The sequence below is a fragment of the Clostridium sp. genome (genome assembly GCF_050717515.1).
In the GTDB taxonomy this organism is placed as follows: domain Bacteria; phylum Bacillota; class Clostridia; order Clostridiales; family Clostridiaceae; genus Clostridium_AD.
On the sequence record NZ_JBOITL010000026.1, the window covers coordinates 144,176 to 160,870 of the forward strand.

The window sequence follows — 16,695 nt, forward strand, 5'->3', positions numbered from 1 at the left end:
ATTATATAAAAATAATGCTATATCAAAGTTGAAATGGAGGATATTATTATGTTATTTAAAAAAGAACATATACTTTTACAAAAGGCAGTTAGAGATTTTGTAAAAAAAGAATTAGACACACTGCCAGCGGAGATGGATAAGACTGGTGTAATGCCAAGGGAATTAATGGATAAACTAGCAAAGTATAAATTTTCAAGCACAATAGTTCCAAAAGAATATGGTGGAGCTGGTGCAGATTATGTTTCATATGCAATAGTTATGGAAGAAATAAGTAGAAAATGTTGTTCAACAGGTACCTTTGTTACTGCTGGGTCTTCTCTTGTTGCATTACCTATTATGAATTTTGGTACAGATGCTCAAAAAGAAAAATACTTAAAACCTTTAGCACTAGGCGAGCAAATTGGCGCCTTTGCTTTAACTGAACCTGGTGCAGGTTCAGATGCAGGTGCACAGCAAGCAGAGGCGGTGTTAGATGGAGATAACTATATTTTAAATGGTAGAAAGTGCTTTATTACTAATGCTCCAATTTGTGATTTTGCCATAGTAATTGCTATGACTGACAAATCTAAAGGTGTACGCGGTACTTCAGCATTTATAGTAGAAAGTAGTTGGGAAGGATTCTCTCATGGTGCTCATGAGGACAAGATGGGTATTAGAGGTACAGAAACTTCTGATTTAGTTTTCCAAAATGTTGTGGTTCCAAAGGAGAATTTAATAGGCAAAGAGGGTATGGGATTTAAAATTGCTATGAATACTCTTGAGGCTGGTAGAATCGGTGTTGCAGCGCAAGCTCTTGGAGTTGCTCAAGGTGCTTTAGATGAAGCTATAAAATATACTAAGCAAAGAATTCAATTTGGTAAACCATTGTCTAAGTTCCAAAATACTCAGTTTACTATAGCTGACATGGAAACTAAGGTATGTGCAGCTAGATTATTAGTTTATGATACTGCAGAAAAGAAAGATGCTCACATGAAAATTGAAAAAGAAGGATCTATGGCAAAATACTATGCGGCAGAGGTGGCTAATGAGGTTGCTTATAAAGCACTACAACTTCATGGTGGATATGGTTATATAAAGGATTACCCAATTGAAAGAATGTACAGAGATGCTAGGATTTTATCTATTTATGAAGGTACATCACAAGTACAGCAAATGGTAATCGCAGCCAGTGTTTTAAGATAGAAATAATATAAAAATTTTTATACTTGGAGGTATATATTTTGAAAATATTAGTTTGTGTAAAACAAGTACCAGATACTACAGAAGTTAAAATTGATAAAGAGAAAGGAACCCTTATTCGCGAGGGTGTTCCAAGTATTTTAAATCCAGATGATGCTAATGCATTAGAGGAAGCTCTTAAAATAAAAGATAAATATAGTGATGTTACAGTAACTGTGGTTTCCATGGGACCACCTCAGGCAGATTATATGCTAAGAGAATGTTTAGCTATGGGTGCAGATGATGCGTTTCTTTTAAGTGATAGAGCCTTTGGTGGTTCTGACACCTGGTCAACATCTAATGCAATAGTAGCTGGTATCAATAAAATTGGACAATTTGACATGATTTTCGCAGGAAGACAAGCAATAGATGGAGATACAGCTCAGGTAGGACCTCAGATTGCTGAAAAACTGCATATGCCACAAGTTACATACGTTCAGAACCTCGAAATTAAAGGTAATGAATTAGAAGTACAAAGGCAACTAGAAGATGGATATGAGATCATTAAAGTAGATATGCCTGTATTATTAACAGCGGTTAAGGAATTAAATGAACCTAGATATATGTCAGTAGACAAAATATTTGATGCATATAAAAAAGAAATTGTGGTTTTAGGCTTTAACGATATTGACATTGATTCAAGTAAAGTAGGATTAAAAGCTTCACCTACTAAGGTATTTAAATCGTTTACCCCACAACCTAAGGGAAAGGGCGTAATGCTTGAAGGAACATCTAAGAACAAGGTTGAACAATTAGTAGTGGCTTTAAAACAAAAACACATTATATAAGTTGATTTGCAATAAATAAATTGCATAATACTGAATTTATGGAAAAACAAAATACATTATATTAGTTGGAGGTAAACATGGATATGGATTTAAGTTTATATAAAAATATATGGGTATTTGCAGAACAAAGACAAGGTAAAATTTCTCCGGTTGTAGTTGAGCTTTTGGGAGAAGGTAAAAAGCTTGCTAATGAAGTTGGGGTTGAATTATGTGCTGTGTTACTGGGAAAAGATGTGAATGGACTTGCTAAGGAATTAATTTCTTATGGTGCACAAAAGGTATATGTAGCAGATAGTTCTCTTTTAGAAAACTATACAACAGATGCTTACACAAAAGTTATTTGCGATGCAGTAAATCAATTTAAACCAGAAATAATGCTACTTGGAGCAACTCATATTGGTAGAGATTTAGCTCCTAGAATGTCATCTAGATTAGACACGGGACTAACAGCAGACTGTACAAAACTTGAAATTGACCCAGAGGATAAAAAAATCATGCAGACTCGTCCTGCCTTTGGAGGAAACATTATGGCCACTATTATTTGCCCAAATAACAGGCCGCAAATGTCTACTGTAAGACCAGGTGTTATGGACAAAGCTCTAAAGGATGAATCAAAAGTTGGGGAAATTATTAATTTAGACTTTAAATTGTCAGAGAAAGATATAAGAACAAGGGTAATTAAAACTGTAAAAACAAATAAGGATATGGTATCTTTAGTAGATGCTAATGTCATTGTTTCCGGAGGCCTCGGTCTTGGAGATGAAAAGGGATTTGAAATGCTCAAAAAGCTTGCAAATAAATTTGGTGGAGTAGTTGGTGCTTCTCGTGCGGCTGTTGATGCAGGATGGATTGACCATTCCCATCAAGTAGGTCAAACTGGTACAACTGTGAAACCTACTGTTTATATTGCTTGTGGTATTTCTGGTGCTATTCAACATGTTGTTGGCATGCAGGAAGCAGATGTAGTAATTGCTATCAATAAAAATCCATCAGCGCTAATTTTTGGAGTAGCTGACTATGGCATTGTTGGAGATGTATATGATATAGTTCCAATGATAACTGAGGAATTAGACAACGTTGATGAATTAGTCAAAATGATAAATGCATAAATAAAAGGACATTTAAGGTGAATATGAGTTTAAATAAATAGGGGGCTATTTTATGAAAACTAAAAAAATGATGCCTGCGTATTTTGCAGTAGCATTTGTATGGTTTACAACTCATTTTGGGGGTGGGTTTGCATCAGGAGCACAAGTGGTGCAGTATTTTGTAGCATATGGATGGTATGCTGCATTTTTACCAATAGTTTCGCAAGCATTGCTTGCAGTTATTTTTTACTACGCTTGGAAATTTGCATTGGATAAGAAAAAGTATGATTATAAAAGCTGGACATTAGAATTTTATAAACCTGTGGAAAAAGTAATGTCACCAATATTTGAAATTATATATCAATTACTATTGATAACTGGTACAGCTATAGCATTTGCAACTGGTGGAGCTACTATCACAGCTGTATTTGGAACAAGTTATATCATTAACACTATTGTTATAGCAATAGGAATGTTGATTTTGACTATATTTGGGGCGAAATTAGTAAGGAATGCGGCTTCGGTTATGGCTATTGCTATTATTGTTGGTATGCTTGTTGTATACGTACCTAATGTAATTGCATCTTGGGGTGACATCACCGCGAATATTGCAGGTTTAAAGTCAGGAGCAATAGTTAATGATGCTTCCTTTGGATCAGCTTTATGGAAAACATTTATGTATGCAGGTTTTCAGGCTGCTGCTCTTGGGGCTTATTTAGCCCACTCAAATGCTTTAAAAGATGTAAATGAGGCTAAAAAAGCAGCAATATGGGGATTTGTATTAAATGCATCCATACTTGGGATATCCACATTAGGCATAATGGGATTTTATAAAGAAGGCATATTAAAAGAGACAGTACCCGCATTATTTGTTGTGATGCATGGTGTGGGCTCTTCATGGATGACACCTTTAATATCTATATTAGTAATTTTAGGATCAATATCTACAGGTGTAAACTTAATATTCGGAATAACAAGTAGAGTAGTTACTTTCTTAGCTAGAAATGATACTGATGCCATAAAAATTGAAAAAGAAACAAAGAGAAGTGCGTTAGTTTCTCTTGGGTATGTAATATTCACATGGTGTGTAGCTCAGTTTGGACTTATACCACTTATCGCAAAAGGGTATGGAACAATAGGATATATTTCAATATTTGTTATCATATTACCACTGTTGATAAGGGGTATTATAGGATGGAAACCAGTAAGTAAAGATAAAAATGTTGCATTATAACAAATGGACTAGAAGTTAACATAAAAGCAGACATAATTATCGACTAGAATCCCTGTATGCTTATTTTTACTATAAGAGGAGGAAATAAAAATGAAATTAATTATGTTTAGTGCAAGAGAAGATGAAGTGAATGCTGCTAGTATTTGGGGTAAAAAGCGTGAAGTGGAAGTTAAAAATATTTCAGAACCTTTATCATTAGAAAACATTCATTTAGTAAAAGGCTTTGATGGAGTATGTCTCTGCCAAACAAAGAAGATGGAAGATGGAATTTATAAAGGGTTAAAAGATAAAGGAATAAAACAAATTGCATCGCGAACAGCAGGGGTTGATATGTTCGATATGGAGGAAGCAACAAAACATGGATTATTTATTACAAACGTGCCTGTATATTCGCCTAATGCAATTGCTGAATATGCTGTAACTGCATCACTTAATATTGTCCGCCATGTGAATCATATTAAAGTAGCCATGAAAGAACAAGATTATCGTTGGAGAAAAGAGATTATATCTAAAGAAATAAGATCCATGACTATTGCAATTATTGGAACAGGTAAAATTGGATGCATAACAGCGCAAATATTTAAAGGTTTTGGTGCAAAAGTTATAGGATATGATTTATACCCTTGTGAAGCAGCTAAAGGGTGTATGGAATATGTAGATACTCTTGAAGAGGCTATTGCACAAGCAGATTTAATTTCATTGCATATACCAGCTACAAAAGATAATTTTCATTTATTTAATAAAGAAATTTTTGATAAAATGAAAGATGGTGTGTTTTTCGTTAATACTGCTAGGGGAACAATAGTTGATACAAAAGCGTTAATAGATGCCTTAAACAGTGGTAAAATTGCGGCTGCAGCTTTAGATACCTATGAAAATGAATTTAATTATTTTACAAAAGATTTTTCAGGTAAGGAAGTTGAGGATGAGATGTTAAAAGAACTTACTCACCGTGATGATGTATTACTAACACCACATATAGCATTTTATACAGAAACAGCAGTTAAAAACTTAGTTGAAGGTGGATTAGATGGAGCTTACGATATTCTTAAAAATGGTACTAGTAATTATATTGTAAACTAATTTTATTTACAGCTCAGTTTGTTTAAAAACCCAGTATAATTTTATATTATACTGGGTTTTTTACATACAATTCTGAGGTAGGTATAAATTAGAAGTTCTTAGTTAGAAAATTAAAAAAATATTGGAGAGAGCAGTCTAGCGCTGGACGTGGTATAATAATAAAAAATAAGAATGTTCAATCTATGAAGGAGATAATAAAATGATATATATAAAAAATGATTCTAATAATCCACATTTTAATTTAGCTTTAGAGGAATACTTTTTAAAAACTTTTAAGGGAGAAGAATATTTCATCCTTTGGCAAAATGAACCTGCCATTATAATTGGAAGAAACCAAAATACCATAGAAGAAATTAATAAAGCCTATGTGGAAGAAAATAATATAAAAGTAGTTAGGCGTCTTTCAGGTGGAGGAGCTGTATACCATGATTTAGGCAATTTGAATTTCACTTTTATTGTAAAAGCAGACAAGTCTAATATAAACAATTTTAAGAAATTTACAGATTCCATAGTGGCTAGTTTAGAGAAAATAGGTATAAAGGCAGAATTTACTGGAAGAAATGATATTACTATAGAGGGGAAAAAGTTTTCTGGAAACTCTCAATATTATTTTAAAGACAGACTTTTACATCATGGAACAATTTTATTTAATTCTGATCTTTCTGTGGTTCAAAATGCACTGCAAGTAAAAGCTGAGAAAATACAATCAAAGGGTATTAAATCTGTGAGAAGTAGAGTAACTAATGTGTATCCTTATTTGACGCAAAAAGTTTCTGTGGAGGAATTTAAAGAAATCCTTCTTCACTCTATTTTTGAATATAAGGATGCTGTTTATAAAGAATATGTATTAAAGCAAGATGATATAGATAAAATTCAGTCCATAGCAGATGAAAAATACGCAACTTGGGACTGGACCTATGGAGAGTCACCGGAATTTAATATGGAGAAGAGCAAAAGATACCCATTTGGTCAGTTAAATATTAAATTAAATGTAAAAGATGGCAGGATAAAAGCCTTGGGTATATATGGAGATTTTTTCGCCAATAAAGATTTATCAAAGCTACAAGAGGGTTTCATAGGAGTTGATTTTAAAGAAGAAAGTCTACGCCAGGTAATTCAAGGTTTAGAATTGCAAGAGTATATTCAGGGAATAACAATTGAAGATTTTATAGACTGTACGTTTTACTAATAAAAGATAAGAGCTTTTTAAAGATACATCCATAGATTTGTGTAAATCAAATCCATGGATGTTTTTTATATAAAATTAAGCCTTAAAAATGTGAATTGGTCTGTCTATTGCACCATGAGCGGCTTCCATTATAGCCTCTGATAAAGTAGGGTGTGGATGTATTGCTTTTGCTACATCATGCACAGTACCTTCTAGTTGCATGGTGGTTACCGCTTCTGCAATCATATCTGTAGCATGGGAGGCTAAAATATGAACCCCAAGAACTTCTCCATACTTTTTATCAGCTACGATTTTAATAAAGCCATCTGTTTCACCTTCAGCAAGTGCTTTTCCATTTGCTATTAAAGGGAATTTACTGACTATTACTTCGTGACCCTTTGCAATTGCTTCCTCTGCTGTAAGTCCAGCAACACCTATTTCAGGAAAACTGTAAATGCAGGAAGGAATTTTATTATAATCAAGTTTAGAATTTTGACCTAAAATATTTTCTACAGCTACAACACCTTCTGCTGAGGCCACATGGGCAAGCATAAATTTCCCGTTTACATCGCCGATGGCATAGACACCTTGTACATTGGTTTCAAGCTTGTCATTGGTTTTTATAGAATTTTTATCTAAAGTAAGATTTAATTTTTCTAGACCTTGAATATTAGCTTTTCTACCCATGCTAAGAAGAATAGTATCTGCTCTAAGGGTTTTTACTTCTTCTTTTATTTTTACGGTAAGTTGATTTTTATCAAATTTTTCAAAATTTACTCCGTAAATGATATCAATTCCTTTTTTAATTAGAATCTTTTCCATGGTAGTTCGTATTTCTGTATCGATGCTTCTTAAAATGGTTCCTGATCTTTGAAGGATGGTTACATGACTTCCAAGTGCATTAAATAGAACTGCAAACTCAATGCCTATAACTCCTCCACCAATTACGATAAGTTCATCAGGCACTTCTTTTATAGATAGAAGTCCTTTGGAAGTTACAGTGTAACCACCGTCCATAGACTCTTTTAATCCAGGGATATTTGGAATCATGGAGGAAGAACCCGTTGCAATAATTAAATTTTTTGTACCTAAGGTTTCTCCATTTACTTGTATTGTGTTTTTATCTATTACGTCACCATTTCCCAAATATACATCTACACCATTTTGTTTTAATAAAGTTTTTACACCACCTGTAAGTTGCTTTACTACAGCATTTTTTCTGTTTTGCATTGCAGCCCAATCTATGGACACAGTGTTTTTATCCTCTATATGAACACCAAATTTTTCTGCGTGAAGTATATCTTGATATACATGTGCACTTTTTAAAAGAGTTTTGGTAGGGATACATCCCCAGTTTAGACATACGCCACCAAGCTCTGCCTTTTCTACTAAAGCAGTTTTTGCACCTAGTTGAGCAGCTTTAATTGCAGCAACGTATCCACCAGGACCTCCACCTAAAATAATAATGTCGTAGGTTTTCAATTTAATTCCACCTTTCCTTATAAAAATTTATTTTATAAAAAAGGATACAATGCTAGAGGCAGTGTATCCTTTTCCTGGTTAGCTTAACACTAAAAGCATTGGATCATCTAAGTAAGTTCTTAATCTACTTAGGAATCTCCCAGCATCTCCACCATCAATTACTCTATGATCAACGCATATTGTAATGGTGAGCATATCTCGGATCACGATTTCATTATCAACAACCACTGGTTTTTTTATTATTTTACCAACTCCAAGTATAGCCACTTCTGGATGTTTAATTACTGGAATTCCTGAAGTTGCTCCTATGGCGCCGTAGTTTGTAATAGTGAAGGTTCCATTTTGCAAGGTATCTAAAGTAAGGGCCTTATTTTTTGCTTTTTCTGCAAGGAGAGAAAGCTCTCTTGCCACTGGCAAAACACCTTTTTTATCAGAATCTTTTATTACAGGAACAATTAAGCCATCAGGTGTGTCCACAGCTACACCAATGTTATAGTATTTTTTTAATACAAGCTCTTCTGTTTTATCATCATAACTTGCATTAAACATAGGATAGTCTTTAAGTGCAAGGGTTACTGCTTTTATAATAAAAGGCATATAGGTTAAGTGAACGCCTTGTGTTATTGCCATGGGTTTTGCTTGTGCCCTAAAGGCTACAAGTTTCGATACGTCTATTTCATCCGTTGCAGAAGCATGAGGAATAACAGATTTTGAAAGTACCATGTTTTTTGCAATGGTTTTTCTAAGCATAGTGAGTGGAACTCTTTCCACTTCGCCTGCAAATTTAAGTTCTGGAATTGTTATAGCTTGGGCAGTGGGGGAGACTGGAACTTCAGCAAAAGGAGTAGAGATTTCAGTTTTTCTCTCTTTACTAGCAAGATAAATATCTTCCTTCATAACCCGTCCAATTGGTCCTGTGCCTTTAATCTTGTGGATATCAATGCCTAAATCTTTAGCCAGTTTTCTTGCAACGGGTGTTGAAAGAATTTTAGTAGAGGACTCTTCTTCTTTTACTGATTTTTCTTCATGGCTAACAGCAATTATTTGTGAGGAAACTTCTAATTCGCCTACAACTCCAGCAGTTTCACCTTCATCTATAGCTTTTGACCCTTCAATTACAGTTTCATTAGGAGAATCAGTGTTTTTTACATCATCCTCTGAAGTTTGAATTTCCACAACTACATTTCCAACATAAATGATTTCACCTTCTTCAGCTTTTTTACTAGTAACAATGCCACCCACTGGAGAGGGTATTTCTGCATTTACTTTATCTGTTTCTACAAGGAATAAAGAATCACCTTCCTTAATAGGATCTCCAGAATTTACAAACCATTTTAAAATCTTTCCTTCTGTAATTCCTTCCCCGATATCTGGGAATTTAAATTTAAACATATAATACACCTCCAGTTAAAAATTAACAACCTCTCTTATTTTATGAGCAATGCGATCTGGGCGAATAATGAAATGATCTTCTCCCTTTGGAAGTGGAACTGTAGTATCAAAGCCTGCAAGTCTAGTTGGTGGTGCTTCTAAATGTAAAAACGCACCTTCATTTACAGTAGCAATTAGTTCAGCACCAGGTCCAAAAGATTTAAATGCCTCATGAACAACTAAAAACCGTCCAGTCTTCTTTACTGATTTAAGTATTGTTTCCTTATCAAAGGGTGCAATGGTTCTTAAATCAATAAGCTCCACGGAAATACCTTCTTTTTCAACTTCTTCAATTGCTTTTTGAACTTCACGAACCATTGCGCCCCAAGCTACTACGGTAATATGATCCCCTTCTTTTACAACCTTTGCTTTGCCAATAGGAATGATATAATCTTCCTCTGGGACTTCTTGCTTGAAGGCTCTATAAATTCTTTTTGGTTCTAAAAATATAACAGGGTCAGGGCTTCGAATAGCAGCTAGTAATAACCCTTTTGTATCGTATGGAGTTGATGGAATAACTACTTGAAGTCCTGGAATATGAGCGAAAATTGATTCTATACTTTCAGAGTGATGTTCTAAGGCACGAATTCCACCTCCGTAAGGCATACGAATCACCATTGGAAGGGTATAAGTTCCTCTTGACCTGTTCCTCATTCTAGCTACGTGACCAATAATTTGGTTTAAAGCTGGAAGCACAAAACCATCAAACTGCATTTCTACCACAGGTTTTAATCCATTTATAGCCATACCTACAGCACTACCAACTATTGCAGCCTCAGATAATGGAGTATCAAAACATCTATCTACTCCATATTTTTTCTGAAGTCCAACAGTTGCTCTAAAAACGCCACCTTCAACACCTACGTCTTCTCCATAGGTTACAACAGTTTTATCTCTTGCCATTTCTTGATCTAATGCGTAATTTACTGCACCAATTATATTTAAAATAGGCATACTATTCTCCTCCTTCCTTTAAAAACTTATTGTATTCTTCATATTGCTCCACTAAATTTGGAGTCATTTTTTCATACTGATATTTAAAAATATCTTCTAAAGGGACGATGCCAGAAGCTTCTACTTTTTTAAAGGTTTCATTTACGAAGGCTTCATAGCTTTCAGTTTCTTTTAAATCTTCATCTTCAGACCACATTTTTTTATCTATTAAGTATTTTTTCATTCTTATAATAGGATCTTTTTTCTTCCACTCTTCTACTTCTTCATCTTTCCTATATAAAGTAGGGTCATCAGAAGTTGTATGAGCTCCAATTCTATAGGTATAAGCTTCAATTAAGGTTGGACCACCGCCATTTCTTGCTCTATCTACAGCTTCTTTTGTAGCTGCATACATTGCTAGAACATCATTTCCATCCACTAAAATGTTTGGCATTCCATAAGCAATACCCTTTTGTGCTAAGGTTTCAGATCTAGTTTGAGAAGCCCTACTTACTGAAATAGCAAATTGGTTATTTAATATTACAAATACCACCGGCGATGAAAATACGGAAGCAAAATTTAATGCTTCATGGAATTCTCCTTGAGAAGTTCCTCCATCACCAACGTAGGCAATTGTTACATGATCTTCTCCTTTGATTTTAGAAGCCATGGCGAGTCCAGTAGCATGATTTAACTGAGAGGCGATGGGAACAGAAATTGGTAACATTTTTACATTAGGTGGAAATTTACTTCCAGCTTCATTTCCGTACCAGTATAAATAAATTTGTTCTAAAGATACACCTTTATAGAGCCAAGCTCCCATTTCTCTAAAAGCGGGAACTAACCAATCTCTTTCCTCCGTAGCTGCAATAGAACCAACCTGCGCTGCCTCTTCACCATGGTTTGGAGCAAAGGTTAACATTCTACCTTGTCTTTGGTATTGCAAAGCCTTTCCGTCTGCAATACGACTATGAAGCATTGTCTTATATAATGTGATTAATTTTTCTTTTTCTAATTTAGGAAGCAAATCTTCATTTATAACTACTCCGTGTCTATCTAGTACGGAAAACATTTCTTTATTTAATGAATTATATTTTTCAGTAAGCATAATGAACCTCCTTAAGTGATTTATATATTATATATACCATATCATTTATAACTCTAAATTGCAAGACTATTAGGTAATAATTATTATTGATAGTATATTTGCGTTATGAATGGAGATTTCTTTTCCAAAAAGAACATAAAGGTACTATTCAAATGAATAATACCTTTGCTGCTTTAATATTGTTTGTAATTACTTTGTTGATGAGAATCTTTTAAGTAATACCTTTGATATAAAACAGACTATAATAGTGAAAGTAGCAGCCCAAAACGCAAATGAGATTAGTCTTTCGCTTCCAAAAGTATAACCAGCTAAAAGCCCTGAACATACAGAAACACCACAGATAAATACAGGTTCTAAATTTTTAAAGACTATTAGTCTTAAATTATATTCTAAGTTTCTCTTTTTATAGGATACATAGGATAAGTACAGAAATAAACAAGTTAATATAAAAAGTACTAATAACTTTAACTTATAATCTGTATAATAAAAAGTTCTATACATATCTTTACCCTTATTTACTTCTGTATCAAACCTATTAAACCACGCCTCATGAGGTATATTATAACTATAAATATTTACCCAACGCCCAATTTCATCAAAAATCATATAGCGGTATTGGTTAAGTCGATAGCATTTACTTAATAAATACATTAATATCCTTGTTATAAAGTAGGGGACTATAAGTATTATTGCACCCACTGCGGCTGAAATTATGGTATTTCCCATAACTGCCTGTGCCAGTACCATAAAAGTGAAAATGCAAATGTAAACAAATATGTCCATAAAAAACCACATAACTATATCAGAATATGGATTTAATGTTGTGTCAAGGCCTTTAATATTTGCAAGATAAAACAAACTTAAAAATATATATGTTACTACAAAACTTATTAGGATGCTTATCACACCAACAAGCCATTTGTTGAGTATTATCTCTTTTCTTGTAAATGGCATAGAAGCTAAGAATCCTTGACTTTCACTGGCTTTTTCACCTATAAATAAAATCATAGCGAGTATTATTACAACAAATATCATTACAAAGATATATGTATGACGGTCATGAAGTCCGTTATTAAACCATCTATCAGTCCATACTGTACCATTTAGTTTCAAATACATTTTATTTTGATTTAATGCGGATATAACACCATGAACCTTATAAAACAAAAGTATAAAAATAGTTAGAAGGGTTACCCACTTTACATTTATCCATTCCTTATAGAAAAGGGCCTTATTTATAATTTTATTCATTTTTATCCTCCTCTTCTACGAAATATATAAACATATCCTCAAGACTCATATCTATAATCTCTATAAAGTCAGCACCCATGTCATAAAGCCTTTTTTCAAAATCTTTGGTGTAATTTTTAGTGATTATATAGTTTACTCTGCCAATAGTTTCAACTTTAATTACGCCATCAAGAGAAGAGAGATTTTTATTTAAATCCACAGTGGACTTAAATACTACTTGAAGTTTTTTTATGCTGTTTTTAGCATCCTCAACAGAACTCATGTGTTTTATTTCACCATTTTTAATTATTGCTACAGTATCACATATTCTCTCGATATGGTCCAAATGATGTGAGGAAATAAACACAGTTACATCCCTTGAAGCCACTTCATCTACTATAAGGGACATTATTTCTTTCTTAATCACAGGGTCAAGGCCAGATGTAGGCTCATCAAGTATTAGAATATCTGGTTTTATGCTTAGGTTTAAAAGAATAGCTAATCTCATCTTCATGCCTTTAGAAAGTTCGCGTACTCTTTGTCCTAATGGGATTTTAAATTTTTTATTAAGCTCATCAAACCTATCCTCGGAAAAATCATTATAGGTTTTCTTATAAAATTTTAAAAGTTCTTTTACTTTGAATGATGAAAAATATTGATTTTCATCTGATACATAACCTATCCTCTGTTTTACTGCATTATTATCAAAAATCTCTTCACCATCTATTAATATACTTCCTTCATTAACCTTGTAAATACCTGTTAGGCATTTTATAAGTGTAGTTTTACCCGCACCGTTTTCACCGATAATTCCAAATATGCTCCCCTTATTTACATGTAAATTTACATTGCTAAGAATAAATTTATCATCTATGCGTTTGCTCACATTTTTTATATCTATCAAATTAATCCCCCCATTTTATAACTTTTCAATAACTTAAAACTCGCTATAAATTTCATTTAGTACATCAATTAGCTTATCTTTATCAACTCCTATATAATGTGCTTCTATAATTATTTTCTTCATATGTTCTCTAATTTCTTTCATCTTTTCTGCATCCATTACAGGCTGGAAATTTTCCGCTACAAAGGTTCCTTTTCCTCTTATAACTTCAATTGCCTTCATTCGCTCTAGCTCATTATATGCTTTGCTTATAGTATTAGGATTTATGGTTATAATTGAAGCAAGTTCACGTACAGAAGGCAGTTTATCTCCAGGTTTTAATATTCCTTTTATAATATTTTCCTTTATTTTCTCAATAATCTGTTCATAAATAGGTTTACTGCTTCTGCTGTCGATATTTATCAAGGGTTCACCTTCTTTCAAATAATATTTTGGTTACTTGAGTGTGCTAGGTGTATTACTTCACATAGTACACTTATAAATATAATACACTGTATTTGCATTGTCAAGTAACATTTGTGAAATATTACAATTTTTATAAAAAAATATTGTATAAATTTTACAAATTTATGTTGACTATTCCTAATTACACATGTAAACTAAAATTAGGAATTACAATTGTAATCGAAATGGAGGTGAAGTAATAATGTATGAAATTCCAAAAATATCAAATGCTGAATGGGAAGTTATGAAAATAATATGGAATCATTCCGAAATTACATCAATTAATATTATTCAGCAGCTAAAAGATAAAGCCCAGTGGAAACCATCTACAGTTAAAAGTCTAATAAACAGGTTATTAAATAAAAATGCAATTGGGTTTAGTAAATTAGGTAATGAGTATTTATATTTTCCTTTGGTATCAGAAGATGAATGTATAAAATTAGAAAGTAAGTCTTTTGTTGACAGGGTATTCAACGGTTCTATTAAATCTATGATGCTAACATTTGCAGAGTCAAAAGAGATATCTGAAAGGGATATAGAGGAATTAAAAAATATACTAAACCAGCAAAGTAAAACGAAAGGTTGATGTGTATGGAGTTATTAAATATTTTTGAGGTGATTATACTTTCATCTGTAATAGGTAGCGTAATTGTACTAATGATATTAATTATTAAAGGTATATTTAGAAATAAATTTAATTCTATCTTTCACTATTATATATGGTTAATATTGCTCATAAAGTTAATAATCCCTTTCGGGCCACAAACCCCTTTAAATATTGCTAATGTATATGAAAATTTTTATGTGAGAACAGCTACAGATGAAAATATTCAAAAAATACAAATTAATCCATCAAAACAACTTGAAGATACAACCTTAGGAGGGTTAACATCAATAAGTGCATCTCAATTTTCAAGTAAAAGTGTAATTAGTAACGCCAGGAATATGAATTTTAAAAACAAAGTTAATATTGAAAAAGTGTTTTGTTTTATATGGGTGGTTGGGGTTGTATTAGTAATGGGGGTATTTGTTACAGGACATAAAAAACTTAGAGGCATTGTTAAAACTTCTATAAAAAATATAAACAGCACACATAAAGATATCTTATATAAATGCAGGAAAGCTATGAATATAAGAGCTGAGGTAGAGCTATCATATTCGCATAAAATAAGTAGTCCTTCACTATGTGGGTTGATTAAACCAAAAATATTAATTCCAGTTAGGGTAGCAAGCCATATTTGTGATGAAGAATTCAAGTATATTATAATGCACGAATTAACCCATTTAAAAAATAAGGATATATTTATAAATTTGGTTATAACTTTATTGTCTGTGATCTACTGGTTTAATCCTATATTGCTTTATGGGTTTTATAAAATGAGACAAGACTGTGAATTTTCCTGTGATAGTCAAGTGATTTCACATTTAGGTGAAGGGGAAAACCTGCAATATGGAAATGCAATAATAAGAGTATTGGAGCTGGCTGGTAGCGGCAATAGACTTGTGGGGACTACTTCAATGGTCATGAATAGTTCGGAAATAAAAAGGAGGGTTATTATGATTTCAAAGCATAAGAAGGTAAATATTAAAGGTATATTATTAGGAGTTTTGGTAGTAGTTGTTGTAGGAAGCCTCGGCATTGTACTAAACACATCAAACGTAAGGTCAGATAAAGGTATTGCTAGTGCTACAACGTTAAAAGTAGCAACACCAGTGACAACGCCTAAAAGTCTAGTTAACAATACATCAAATAAAACACAAGTTACTACTGTAAAAGAATCACCAAGTGATAGCTCGAATCCGATAGTAGAATTTTCACCTGACATAGTAATTTATAATAGCCATCCTGATGAGGGTTACTCCTCAGGAATAAAAGTTACGGATATTGCTACTTTAATAAATGATAAATTACTTAAAGAAGGGCTGAAAAGCAGTTTCATTAAGTGTACTGCTCCTATAGGGTATGAAAAAGCATATCAAACTTCACGTGATTTGATAATAAAAAATGTAAAAGATCATAGCAATACAATTCTTTTAGATATACATCGTGATGTAATTGAAAACTCAAAATCAGAAACAAAAAAAATGCAACTTATACTTACTAAAGATAACCCAGGTTACAAATCAAATAAAAAGTTTGCCGATCTTTTATTAGCAGAGTTTAAAACATCTAATCTAATTAAATCAGATGTTTACTATTACAACAAGGGAATATTATATTTCAATCAAGATTTATCTAATAATGCAGCACTTATTAATATTGGAAATAATATGTCTAGTGACAGCGATATTGAAGATTGTGTAAATGCACTGGTTACAGCACTGAAAAACATTCAATAGGTAAACTAGTGTACGAACTATCAAACCTCATATATTCTAGCGTCTTATGAAACTACTCATTGTGTTTATTGAGACATTATGGATAATGTATTTATAAAAATTTGAAAAGGGAAGTCTAAAATGATATGATCCCTTTAAAGTAGACATGGTAAATAACCAAAATACTTTGGAGGGATTTTTATGTCCAGATCACCTTTCACTCTAGCTCAAAAAATTGCAGCTGTAGAAGACTATTTAAAGGGTT

General features: G+C 32.8%; 15 protein-coding genes. 8 read left to right on the forward strand and 7 right to left on the reverse strand.

Annotation, left to right across the window (positions count from 1 at the left end; genetic code table 11):
• The first annotated feature begins 48 nt into the window (after window positions 1–48).
• The 6 genes from acdB to lplA all read left to right on the forward strand — a co-directional run bounded on the left by acdB (window position 49) and on the right by lplA (window position 6,600).
• Window positions 49–1,182 carry a putative isocaproyl-CoA dehydrogenase AcdB gene (gene acdB / locus ACREV6_RS12645; protein ID WP_431578390.1) on the forward strand — a complete coding sequence of 378 codons (1,134 nt, stop codon included), beginning with the start codon at window positions 49–51 and terminating at the stop codon, window positions 1,180–1,182.
• Window positions 1,183–1,220: 38 nt separating this feature from the next.
• Window positions 1,221–2,006 (forward strand): electron transfer flavoprotein subunit beta, encoded by a 786-nt coding sequence (etfB, locus tag ACREV6_RS12650; RefSeq protein WP_431578391.1) that lies wholly within the window; start codon window positions 1,221–1,223, stop codon window positions 2,004–2,006.
• An 83-nt stretch (window positions 2,007–2,089) separates the two neighbouring features.
• Window positions 2,090–3,115, forward strand: a complete 1,026-nt coding sequence (locus ACREV6_RS12655) for an electron transfer flavoprotein subunit alpha/FixB family protein (protein ID WP_431578405.1) — start codon at window positions 2,090–2,092, stop codon at window positions 3,113–3,115.
• Window positions 3,116–3,167: 52 nt separating this feature from the next.
• Window positions 3,168–4,328 carry a YkvI family membrane protein gene (locus ACREV6_RS12660; protein WP_431578392.1) on the forward strand — a complete coding sequence of 387 codons (1,161 nt, stop codon included), beginning with the start codon at window positions 3,168–3,170 and terminating at the stop codon, window positions 4,326–4,328.
• A gap of 90 nt (window positions 4,329–4,418) precedes the next feature.
• Complete coding sequence (locus ACREV6_RS12665) at window positions 4,419–5,411, forward strand: D-2-hydroxyacid dehydrogenase (RefSeq protein WP_431578393.1); 993 nt, start codon at window positions 4,419–4,421, stop codon at window positions 5,409–5,411.
• A 199-nt stretch (window positions 5,412–5,610) separates the two neighbouring features.
• Window positions 5,611–6,600 carry a lipoate--protein ligase gene (lplA, locus tag ACREV6_RS12670; RefSeq protein ID WP_431578394.1) on the forward strand — a complete coding sequence of 330 codons (990 nt, stop codon included), beginning with the start codon at window positions 5,611–5,613 and terminating at the stop codon, window positions 6,598–6,600.
• Window positions 6,601–6,675: 75 nt separating this feature from the next.
• Here the strand turns inward: lplA and lpdA are convergent, their stop codons facing one another.
• From lpdA to ACREV6_RS12705, 7 genes are all read right to left on the reverse strand, one after another.
• A complete protein-coding gene (gene lpdA, locus ACREV6_RS12675; protein ID WP_431578395.1) occupies window positions 6,676–8,061 on the reverse strand; it encodes a dihydrolipoyl dehydrogenase in 1,386 nt (461 codons plus the stop codon).
• A 78-nt stretch (window positions 8,062–8,139) separates the two neighbouring features.
• The gene (locus tag ACREV6_RS12680) at window positions 8,140–9,453 is read right to left on the reverse strand and encodes a dihydrolipoamide acetyltransferase family protein (protein WP_431578396.1); all 1,314 of its coding nucleotides are present in this window, start codon (window positions 9,451–9,453) and stop codon (window positions 8,140–8,142) included.
• Window positions 9,454–9,468: 15 nt separating this feature from the next.
• Window positions 9,469–10,446 carry an alpha-ketoacid dehydrogenase subunit beta gene (locus ACREV6_RS12685; protein ID WP_431578397.1) on the reverse strand — a complete coding sequence of 326 codons (978 nt, stop codon included), beginning with the start codon at window positions 10,444–10,446 and terminating at the stop codon, window positions 9,469–9,471.
• Window position 10,447: 1 nt separating this feature from the next.
• Window positions 10,448–11,533 carry a pyruvate dehydrogenase (acetyl-transferring) E1 component subunit alpha gene (pdhA, locus tag ACREV6_RS12690; protein ID WP_431578398.1) on the reverse strand — a complete coding sequence of 362 codons (1,086 nt, stop codon included), beginning with the start codon at window positions 11,531–11,533 and terminating at the stop codon, window positions 10,448–10,450.
• Window positions 11,534–11,722: 189 nt separating this feature from the next.
• Window positions 11,723–12,784: an ABC transporter permease subunit gene (locus ACREV6_RS12695; protein WP_431578399.1), complete on the reverse strand. Its 1,062-nt coding sequence runs from the start codon at window positions 12,782–12,784 to the stop codon at window positions 11,723–11,725.
• Complete coding sequence (locus tag ACREV6_RS12700) at window positions 12,777–13,667, reverse strand: ABC transporter ATP-binding protein (RefSeq protein ID WP_431578400.1); 891 nt, start codon at window positions 13,665–13,667, stop codon at window positions 12,777–12,779. Before ACREV6_RS12700 ends, ACREV6_RS12695 begins: the two co-directional genes overlap by 8 nt.
• A gap of 33 nt (window positions 13,668–13,700) precedes the next feature.
• A complete protein-coding gene (locus tag ACREV6_RS12705; protein ID WP_431578401.1) occupies window positions 13,701–14,072 on the reverse strand; it encodes a GntR family transcriptional regulator in 372 nt (123 codons plus the stop codon).
• A 241-nt stretch (window positions 14,073–14,313) separates the two neighbouring features.
• On the opposite strand from ACREV6_RS12705, the gene ACREV6_RS12710 reads away from it, so the two are divergent.
• Window positions 14,314–14,697, forward strand: a complete 384-nt coding sequence (locus ACREV6_RS12710; RefSeq protein ID WP_431578402.1) for a BlaI/MecI/CopY family transcriptional regulator — start codon at window positions 14,314–14,316, stop codon at window positions 14,695–14,697.
• A gap of 5 nt (window positions 14,698–14,702) precedes the next feature.
• Entirely contained in the window at window positions 14,703–16,451 is a 1,749-nt protein-coding gene (locus ACREV6_RS12715) for a M56 family metallopeptidase (protein ID WP_431578403.1), read from the forward strand.
• Window positions 16,452–16,695 lie beyond the last annotated feature (244 nt).

What these genes read in the sequence shown, in the direction of transcription:
- acdB (WP_431578390.1), top strand. Translation starts at nt 49, where the DNA reads ATGTTATTTAAAAAAGAACATATACTTTTACAAAAGGCAGTTAGAGAT.
- ACREV6_RS12655 (WP_431578405.1), top strand. Translation starts at nt 2,090, where the DNA reads ATGGATTTAAGTTTATATAAAAATATATGGGTATTTGCAGAACAAAGA.
- ACREV6_RS12660 (WP_431578392.1), top strand. Translation starts at nt 3,168, where the DNA reads ATGAAAACTAAAAAAATGATGCCTGCGTATTTTGCAGTAGCATTTGTA.
- ACREV6_RS12665 (WP_431578393.1), top strand. Translation starts at nt 4,419, where the DNA reads ATGAAATTAATTATGTTTAGTGCAAGAGAAGATGAAGTGAATGCTGCT.
- lplA (WP_431578394.1), top strand. Translation starts at nt 5,611, where the DNA reads ATGATATATATAAAAAATGATTCTAATAATCCACATTTTAATTTAGCT.
- ACREV6_RS12680 (WP_431578396.1), bottom strand. Translation starts at nt 9,453, where the DNA reads ATGTTTAAATTTAAATTCCCAGATATCGGGGAAGGAATTACAGAAGGA.
- ACREV6_RS12685 (WP_431578397.1), bottom strand. Translation starts at nt 10,446, where the DNA reads ATGCCTATTTTAAATATAATTGGTGCAGTAAATTACGCATTAGATCAA.
- pdhA (WP_431578398.1), bottom strand. Translation starts at nt 11,533, where the DNA reads ATGCTTACTGAAAAATATAATTCATTAAATAAAGAAATGTTTTCCGTA.
- ACREV6_RS12695 (WP_431578399.1), bottom strand. Translation starts at nt 12,784, where the DNA reads ATGAATAAAATTATAAATAAGGCCCTTTTCTATAAGGAATGGATAAAT.
- ACREV6_RS12710 (WP_431578402.1), top strand. Translation starts at nt 14,314, where the DNA reads ATGTATGAAATTCCAAAAATATCAAATGCTGAATGGGAAGTTATGAAA.
- ACREV6_RS12715 (WP_431578403.1), top strand. Translation starts at nt 14,703, where the DNA reads ATGGAGTTATTAAATATTTTTGAGGTGATTATACTTTCATCTGTAATA.